8 protein-coding genes, 1 tRNA gene, 1 other RNA gene and 3 pseudogenes are annotated in these 7748 nt (G+C 61.5%); 4 read left to right on the plus strand and 9 right to left on the minus strand.

The genetic code is table 11. The features are described 5' to 3' along the window. From CAK78_RS04030 to mepA, 8 genes and pseudogenes are all read right to left on the minus strand, one after another. Positions 1-204 (minus strand): annotated as a pseudogene (locus CAK78_RS04030) (IS5/IS1182 family transposase); the annotation flags it as partial. A 49-nt stretch (positions 205-253) separates the two neighbouring features. Further along, positions 254-886, minus strand: a pseudogene (locus tag CAK78_RS04035) (flagellar motor protein); the annotation flags it as partial. A 432-nt stretch (positions 887-1318) separates the two neighbouring features. Next, positions 1319-1447: non-coding RNA, RtT sRNA (locus CAK78_RS04040), on the minus strand. A 224-nt stretch (positions 1448-1671) separates the two neighbouring features. Next, positions 1672-1759, minus strand: a tRNA-Ser gene (locus CAK78_RS04045). A gap of 177 nt (positions 1760-1936) precedes the next feature. After that, complete coding sequence (locus CAK78_RS04050; RefSeq protein WP_010634269.1) at positions 1937-2554, minus strand: TPM domain-containing protein; 618 nt, start codon at positions 2552-2554, stop codon at positions 1937-1939. Between the two features lie 20 nt (positions 2555-2574). Next, positions 2575-3309, minus strand: a complete 735-nt coding sequence (locus tag CAK78_RS04055; protein WP_017781668.1) for a TPM domain-containing protein — start codon at positions 3307-3309, stop codon at positions 2575-2577. Continuing rightward, positions 3306-3911 (minus strand): LemA family protein, encoded by a 606-nt coding sequence (locus tag CAK78_RS04060; protein ID WP_176452656.1) that lies wholly within the window; start codon positions 3909-3911, stop codon positions 3306-3308. The genes CAK78_RS04055 and CAK78_RS04060 overlap by 4 nt, the downstream gene beginning before the upstream one ends. 42 nt (positions 3912-3953) lie before the next feature. Continuing rightward, positions 3954-4718: a penicillin-insensitive murein endopeptidase gene (gene mepA / locus CAK78_RS04065; RefSeq protein WP_094696449.1), complete on the minus strand. Its 765-nt coding sequence runs from the start codon at positions 4716-4718 to the stop codon at positions 3954-3956. 166 nt (positions 4719-4884) lie between these two features. On the opposite strand from mepA, the gene CAK78_RS04070 reads away from it, so the two are divergent. Continuing rightward, positions 4885-5427 carry a hypothetical protein gene (locus tag CAK78_RS04070; protein WP_094696450.1) on the plus strand — a complete coding sequence of 181 codons (543 nt, stop codon included), beginning with the start codon at positions 4885-4887 and terminating at the stop codon, positions 5425-5427. Between the two features lie 219 nt (positions 5428-5646). Next, entirely contained in the window at positions 5647-5925 is a 279-nt protein-coding gene (locus tag CAK78_RS04075) for an RNA recognition motif domain-containing protein (RefSeq protein WP_026141388.1), read from the plus strand. Between the two features lie 70 nt (positions 5926-5995). Here CAK78_RS04075 and CAK78_RS04080 read toward each other — a convergent pair whose 3' ends face one another. After that, on the minus strand, positions 5996-6895 hold the full coding sequence (locus CAK78_RS04080; protein ID WP_094696451.1) for an aldo/keto reductase: 900 nt from the start codon (positions 6893-6895) through the stop codon (positions 5996-5998). 116 nt (positions 6896-7011) lie between these two features. On the opposite strand from CAK78_RS04080, the gene CAK78_RS04085 reads away from it, so the two are divergent. Both CAK78_RS04085 and CAK78_RS04090 read left to right on the plus strand, forming a co-directional pair. Beyond that, positions 7012-7419, plus strand: coding sequence for a helix-turn-helix domain-containing protein (locus CAK78_RS04085; RefSeq protein ID WP_094696452.1), 408 nt, complete (start codon positions 7012-7014; stop codon positions 7417-7419). An 80-nt stretch (positions 7420-7499) separates the two neighbouring features. Further along, positions 7500-7748: pseudogene (locus CAK78_RS04090) on the plus strand (short-chain dehydrogenase); the annotation flags it as partial.

Here is a 7748-nt window from a genome sequence, read left to right on the forward strand (position 1 = left end):
CTGCTGCATACAGTGAATGCGGAGCATGGTATCGAGTGGGTAGGGACGACGCCCGTTACCAGCTTTGGGATAGACGGGTTCGATGACCCCCAGCATCCTTGGCCATGGGAGCACAGCCTCCATGCGAGCCAAGAATATCTCTTTACGGGTTTTACGGCGTTTGCCATTGAACTCGCAGTCCGCGAAGGTGAGCTGGTGACTCATGCTGAACCTCATCCCTGATGCCAAGTGGGGTTCATGATCTCACATCAAGGACTTGTTCGCACTTTCCTTTGTAGCGGTTGCCGAAGGGCAGGAAGATGAGGTTGGCGGCGGAAACCCCGTAGATGGTGGCGATGAAGGCCACCGCAATGGCGCCCCCCAGCTTGTCCGGGGCATCCAGCAGGCCCATGGCGTGAATGAGGCCAAATACCGCCCCCACTATCCCCATGGTCGGGCAGTAGCCCCCCATGGCCTCATAGAACTTGACGGTCTGCTCGAGATCTTCCTGTTCGAACTCGATCTCGTTCTCCAGCACCTCGTGGATCTTGGTCTTCTCGTAGCCATCGACCATCATCTGTACCCCCTTTTGCAGGAAGGGATCCTTGATATCGTCGATCATCCCTTCCAGGGCCAGCATGCCGCTGCGCCTGGCATTGCCCGCCAGGGTCTCCAGCAGTTCGGCCTGCTCCTGCATGTCGAGCTTGAGAGGGGTCAGCAGCCATTTGAAACGCTTGAGGGTGCTGCCAACGACGGAGAAGGGAAACTGGGTCAGGGCGGCACCGACAGTACCACCGATCACGATGAGGAAGGCGGGCAGATCGAGCAGGGCACTGGGGTGGCCCCCCTCGATCATGTTGCCACCCAGAATGGCGATCAATGCCAGGACCAGGCCGATTAAGCTCATTTATTACGCATCCCTGAAGATTGATAATGGCTAGTGTAGCTACTTAAGTATCAGTTTTTCAAAATGATATCCAATCGCTGAGCAATAACGTGCGTCAGCGTCAGCTGCCGCCTGGGAGAGGTGTTTTCCGGCTGAAAAGGGGGGCGCTACCAAGGTGGACGTTGCTGCCAGCAGAGGGAATTTGGCGGTGCTGTGGTCTTGCGTTTGAGGCGCTTGGCTGCAGAGGCGAGCTGGCGGCAGAATGTCACAATCAGCCATCAGGCTGGCCGTTCAAATGGGCGGTGAGATCGTCGCACCATGGGACGGGTCATAGCCAGCAGGGCTGTCTGGAGGATAGATAGAGGCTGCCGGCCTGCTCGATGCTGGGTGAGAGGGCCGCTTTCGTCAGAGCCTGAAAGCAAAAAACCGACCATCAGGTCGGTTTTTTAAATTTGGCGGTGAGGGAGGGATGATTCGCCACTGCGTGGCTCACCCCTTCGGGGCGGCCTGCGGCCGTTCATCGCAGCAAGCTGCTCTGCTCGAACCCGGCGAGGGTTCTCACCCTCCCTCCTCGACATGAGCTGATAATTCTTCCCCAAAGCAAAAAAACCGACCATCAGGTCGGTTTTAACATCAGAGGATGGGTCGGGATTGACTCGCACCGTCCCTGGCGCTCGCCCTGCGGGCGGCCTCTGGCCGTCCAGGCAGGCTGTCCTGCCCGCCTGTCGAACCAGGGCCCGAACCAAGCCACCCGTCACCGGATAAAACAAAAGGGCCTGTCTTTCGACAGGCCCTTTTGTTTTATTTGGCGGTGAGGGAGGGATTCGAACCCTCGATACGTTGCCGTATACACACTTTCCAGGCGTGCTCCTTCAGCCACTCGGACACCTCACCAAATTTTTGTCTGTTGTTTAGCGTGCTCAGCCAGCACGTCGTTCGTTGCGCAGTTGCGCTGGAACGGGGCGTAATTTAGGGGAAAGGGCTGCCGGGGTCAACCACTTTTCCCCTTATTTTTCATAATCTTTATCGAATGCCTATCCCTTGAACAGAATGCCGGTTTTTTAATCCTGTTCAGGGCTTGTCGAGGATGATCAGGCTGTCCGGCAGCTCGTTCTGGTCCCGGGTGGCGGGGAAGGCGTCAGTCAGAATGGCACTGGTCCGCTCGATGCATTCGAGGAAACCCTGCTCCACCTCCTTATTGCGCACCCGGCGGGTGAAGTCATCGATGATCTCCTGCCACTGGGCGTTGTCGATGTGCTGGGCAATGCCGTCATCCACCAGGATCTCCACGTAATGCTCGGCCACCGAGACGAAGATCAGCACCCCCAGCCGATCCCGGGTGCGGTGCAGCCCCTGCTCGACAAACTGCAGTCGTGCCATCAGGGCGGCCCTGTGCTGACGAACCTGTTTCGGGATCAGGTACATCTTGATGGGGGTCCAGTGGAACAGGATGCTCAGCACCAGCCAGACCGACCACTGCACCAGCAGGATCTCGTACCAGCCGAGCCAGAAGCCGAGCTCGAACACCAGCAGGGGGGTCAGCATGGCCAGCAGGGCCGCCCACAGGGTGGGGATGTAGCGATAGCCGTCGCTGGCGGGAGCCAGCACGGTCACCAGCTCGGCATCGGTTGCCTGCTCCGCCTGCTTGACCCTGGCCTGCAACGTGTGAAAGAACTGTTTCGAAATCATGTGTCGTCTCTTAATCCCTGTTACCAACCACCGGAAGCACCGCCGCCGCCAAAACTGCCGCCCCCTCCGCTGAAACCACCGCCACCACCAAAGCCGCCGCCGGAGCGACCGGCACCGAAGCCACCGGCGAGGTAGGCGGCACGACGCCGGCCCCCTCGACCACCACCGCCGCCACCGCCACGCAGGTTGTGCAGCACGATCATCACAATCACCATCAGGATGAACAACCAGGGGCCGCCCAGCTTGTCCTTGCTGGCGTTGTCTACCGGTTTGTACTCGCCCGCCAGCGCCTGCATGATCGCCTGGCTGCCAGCCACCACCCCGGCCACCATGTCGCCGCGCTTGAACGCGGGCAGGATCCGGGTCTGGATGATGTTGGCGGCGATGGCATCGGGCAGGGCCCCTTCCAGTCCGTAGCCCACCTCGATACGCACCTTGCGCTCATCCTGGGCGATCAAGAGCAGTACGCCGTTGTCCTTGCCTTTCTGGCCGATCCCCCAGTGGCGGCCGAGCTGATAGCCGTACTCTTCGATGGTATCGCCCGCCAGCGTGTCGATGGAGACCACCACCAGCTGGATACCGCTGCGCTTCTCGAATGCCGCCAGCTGCTGGGTGAGCTGGTGGGCCTGCTTGCGGGACATCAGGTTGGCCTCGTCCACCACCCGTCCGCTCAGGGCTGGGAAGGTGGGGGCGGCGGACACCACCGCCGTCCACAACAGCAGGCAGGGCAGCAGGGCACGGATCACGAGGTTCATTGGAAGCTGACCTTGGGCGCCTCATCAGCACCGGGCTTGGCGCTGAACGTGGGTTTGGCCTCCAGATCCGAGTAGAGCAGCTTGGACCAGATGACGCCCGGGAAGGTGCGGATCTCGGTATTGAATTGGCGCACCGCCTCTATGTAGTCACGCCGCGCCACCGAGATGCGATTCTCGGTGCCTTCCAGCTGGGCCTGCAGGGTGAGGAACTGCTGGTCGGCCTTGAGCTCGGGATAGCGCTCGACCACCACCATCAAGCGGGAGAGGGCGCCGGAGAGCTGGTTCTGGGCCGCTTCAAACTCCTTGAGCTGGGCAGGATCGCTCACCTGCAGGCTGCCGACCCGGGCTCTGGCATCGGTCACCGCCTTGAGGGTCTCCTGCTCGTGGCTGGCGTAGCCCTTGACGGTGGCCACCAGATTGGGGACCAGATCGGCGCGGCGCTGATACTGGTTCTCGACCTGGCCCCAGCTCGCCTTGACCTGCTCATCCAGGGTGGGAATGTTGTTCATGCCGCAACCGGTCAGGCCCAGCAGCAGGGTCATAACCAACAGGGACTGGGTTGCCCTCTGCCAGAGTGAAGTGCCCATCTTGTTGTTCTCCATTGATATTTTTTGCAGATAACGGCTCACCATACCAGCTTGTGGTCAACCGCCACAACGGGCGGGCAGTCTGGGTTTGTGATAAGCCATCGAAACCTTGGGCAGTTGTGGCTTGTCCTTGAGCCAGGAGGCCAGCTCGGCACCGCAGCCGTTGCCGGGCGGGATCGGGGCCTGGGGTTGGCAATCCGGGCTGTCGGCCGGGCAGCGCAGGCGCACATGAAAGTGGCTGAAGTGGCCGACCCAGGGGCGCAGTTTGCCGACCCAGGGCTCATCGGCTGCTCTTTTGCATACCTCGGCCTTGAGCGCCGGGTTGATGAAGATGCGGGCCACCTCGGGCTTGCTGGCCGCCAGGCGCAGCAGATTGAGCTGCTGGGGGCCGAAGCGTCCGGGCAGCACCCGGTAGCTGGGTTCGTCGATCAGGGCCCACTCCTTGGGGGCATCCTGCTCCCAGCGGGAGATGGGCTGGTTGGCCATGCGAAACCAGATGTCGGCATCGAGGCCGGTCTGATGGCTGCGATGGCCGGAGGTGAACGGGCCGCCGTGGGCCATGGCGAGATCGGCGATGTAGAGATCCGGCATGCCGGCCAAGCGGGTCTGGTTGGCCAGGGTGGTGAGGTAGGCGATGAGCTCGGGGTGGCCGTAGTAGCGCAGTCGCTTGGTGCGGATCACCTGATAGCCGGGGCCGCTCAGCGGCAGCGCCACCCCGTTCTTGAGGCAGCCGGCGGAGTAGCCGCCAATGGCCTCGGCCTGGCGAGGGTGAGGTTCGGCAAGAAAGGCACTGGCCATGAAAAGCAGGGTAGTGGCAAGCATGAGACTCCCGACAAGCGTGCAAATGGACTCAGATGGGGGAATCATATCAAGAGTGCGGCGAAGCCGTCATCCAGCCGGCGGCACGGGTTGCATCCTGCGGGGTGGCTCGCGCACAATGCGCGACAAAAATGGCGCGCCCAAGGCGTCTATGGACAAGGAGAGATGAATGAAGGTCAGTGAGCTGGTGAACAAAACGGGGCTGGTCTGGCTGATGCCCCCCGCCCGCCGTTTCTATCCGGTGATGGCGGTTTTGCTGCTGGCGAGCCTGCTCACCGTGCTGGCCGCCATCGGTCTGGGTTATCCACAGATGGGGCTGCTGCCCTGGGTCGGGCTGGTGTTCGGCGGTATCGTGCTGCTAATGATGGTGCTGCCCCGCAGCTGGCAGCGCTGGCGGCTGGCGGAGCTGGCCTGGGACGAGACCCACCTCTATCTGCTCAATGGCAGCAACGATCAGGCGCTGGCGCTGCCCAGGGCGGCATTGGTCGGGGTCGAGCGGGATCGCAAGGTGGGCCACAATGGTCAGTGGCTGGCCTTCAGCCTGGATCTGGCGCTCGATGAAGAACAGCTGGCCGCCGCCACCGCGCTGATGGGGCTCGGCCGCGAGGGAACCCACGCCGTGGCGCCCGGCATCTATCGTTTCGGCTTTAAGCGGGCCTGGCATGGCCGGCGTACGCTGCAGGGGCTGCTGGACGCCCTGCTCCCCATATGAGCTGACTATTTTCTCGACAATCTTTGCCAAAGCTCAGATACTGCCAATGACTCGAATTGATCTTGTCCGCTCTGTTCGCCCAACAGATCAATGAGTTGAGTGAACGGAGCGGGGAAGTGCCCGGACACGACGTCCCGGCAGGTCCGGCATGGGGGGTGTGCCCTTACCTTTGTGTTGGTGATTGGATAGAGAAGGCACCTTGAATCGAGAGTGGATGGCATGAAGATTTACGTAGGTAATCTGTCGTACCGGATGACGGCCGACGAACTGAAAAGCGTGTTCAGCCAATTTGGGCAGGTAGACAAGGTCGATATCATCATCGATCGCGATACCGGTCAGTCCAAGGGGTTTGGCTTCATTGAAATGCCTGTCAATGGCGAGGCCGAAAAAGCCATCGCCGGTTTGCATGGCACCGAGATTGGTGGCCGTACCATTACGGTCAACCAGGCCAAACCGAAGACAGATGCACCACGTGGTCGCCCCCAGCGTCATCGCTGAGCAGCCTCGATAACGCAAAACGGCATGGGTTTCCCCCATGCCGTTTTTGTTTGCGCCCCTGGCTTGCTTGTCAGGGTACGTCGTAACCGAGCGCCGCCTTGCGGATGCGGAACCACTGCTGGCGACTGAGAACGATGGACTGGGAGGCCACGGCGGCGGCGATCCGCTCCCGCTTGCCGGAGCCTATCAACGGCAGCGGCTGGCTTGGCAGCATCATGACCCAGGCATAGACCACCTGCTCGATCTGCTCGGCGCCCACCTCATGGCGGATCTGCTCGAGCTCGGCGCGCAGCGGAGCATATTCGGGGGCCTGGAACAGACGTCCCCCCCCGAGGCAGGACCAAGCCATCGGCTTGATGCGCAGCTGCTGGCACTGATCTAGGGTGCCGTCCAGGGTGGTGCTCTGATTGAGCGGCGAGATCTCCAGCTGGTTGGTCACCAGCGGGAAGGGCAGGCGTGACTGCAGCAGCTCGAACTGGCGGGCTGTGAAGTTGGAGACGCCGGCATGCTTGATCTTGCCCGCCTGCTTGAGGGTGATGAAGGCGTCGGCCACCTCGTCGGCATCCATCAGGGGATCCGGGCGGTGGATCAGCAGCAGATCCAGGTGGTCGATGCCGAGCTTTTGCAGGGAGGCCTCGGCGCTGGCGATGATGTGCGTCTTGCCGGTGTTGTAATGATTCAGCGCGTGTTCCGGCTTGGCGGTGAGGGCGATGCCGCACTTGCTGACGATCTCCATCCGGTTGCGCAGGGAGGGGTCAAGGCGCAGCGCCTCGCCGAAGGCCTGCTCGCACTGATAGCCGCCATAGATATCGGCGTGATCGATGGTGGTGACCCCCAGATCCAGGTGGTACTTCATCAGATCCAGCAGGGCGCTCGGGGAGAGTTGCCACTCCATCAGGCGCCAGTAGCCCATGATGAGACGGGAGAAGGTCGGGCCCTCGGGGTGGAGGGGGAGGCGAGATACGGACATGGAGGCTCCTTGGCTCATAAGGGTAAAAAGGTGCAGCCCGCATCTTGGTCTCTTCTGGTTGGCAAGGCAATAATGCGGCTTTTGTTAATTCGAACTTTGGTACTGAGGGAAAGGGAATGGACGGTTTTGCCGAACGCTTGCAGAGCTTGATCGGAACGGGCAGCGTCAGCGCTTTTGCCCGCAAGGTGGGGCTGAGCGAAGCCCTGATCCGCAAATATCTGAAGGGGGCTGAACCCGGGCTTGGCAAGGCGAACCAGATTGCCATGGCCGCCAACTGCTCGCTGGAGTGGCTCGCCACCGGCTGTGGTTACCTCTATCGGCAGGCGGAGGTGGTGGATCGGGAAGCCCTGGAGGCGGCCGGTAGCCTGTTGCAGGAGCAGAAGCCCGGATTGTCGCTGCCGGAAGCAGACGCGCAGGTGATCCTGCTCGCCTATTACCAGTTCTTGCGCAGCCACAAGCAGGCTGACGGGTTTCTCGATCTGGCGCGGGCCCGCGAATTTGGCAGGCATCTGAATGAGGCATAAGCCCGGATGGGGATGGCCCGGCTACGGATGGGGATTATTCTGATACCCTCTAAACAGATGAGGGCAGCGGGGAGAGGGCGATGGGCTATCTGATCTTGGGCAGCGGCGGCTTGGGCACGGCACTGGCACATGAGCTGTCCGCTCGCGGCGAGGAGCTGGTACTGGCCGGCCGGCAACTGCCAAAAGGGGTGGATCCCGCCTGTTATTTCCCGCTGCAGGAGGTGGATGCCCTCTCCTTCGATGCCCTGTTCACCCTCTATGATACGGCGGCGTTGCCGAGCGTGGTGATCAACACCATAGGTCTGCTGCACGACATCAACTTCATGCCA

The organism is Aeromonas sp. A35_P (genome assembly GCF_002259925.1).
Taxonomy (GTDB): Bacteria; Pseudomonadota; Gammaproteobacteria; order Enterobacterales; family Aeromonadaceae; genus Aeromonas; species Aeromonas dhakensis.

Coding starts and splice junctions, on each gene's coding strand:
- CAK78_RS04050 (WP_010634269.1), bottom strand. CDS start 2,554: ATGATTTCGAAACAGTTCTTTCACACGTTGCAGGCCAGGGTCAAGCAG.
- CAK78_RS04055 (WP_017781668.1), bottom strand. CDS start 3,309: ATGAACCTCGTGATCCGTGCCCTGCTGCCCTGCCTGCTGTTGTGGACG.
- CAK78_RS04060 (WP_176452656.1), bottom strand. CDS start 3,911: ATGGAGAACAACAAGATGGGCACTTCACTCTGGCAGAGGGCAACCCAG.
- mepA (WP_094696449.1), bottom strand. CDS start 4,718: ATGCTTGCCACTACCCTGCTTTTCATGGCCAGTGCCTTTCTTGCCGAA.
- CAK78_RS04070 (WP_094696450.1), top strand. CDS start 4,885: ATGAAGGTCAGTGAGCTGGTGAACAAAACGGGGCTGGTCTGGCTGATG.
- CAK78_RS04075 (WP_026141388.1), top strand. CDS start 5,647: ATGAAGATTTACGTAGGTAATCTGTCGTACCGGATGACGGCCGACGAA.
- CAK78_RS04080 (WP_094696451.1), bottom strand. CDS start 6,895: ATGTCCGTATCTCGCCTCCCCCTCCACCCCGAGGGCCCGACCTTCTCC.
- CAK78_RS04085 (WP_094696452.1), top strand. CDS start 7,012: ATGGACGGTTTTGCCGAACGCTTGCAGAGCTTGATCGGAACGGGCAGC.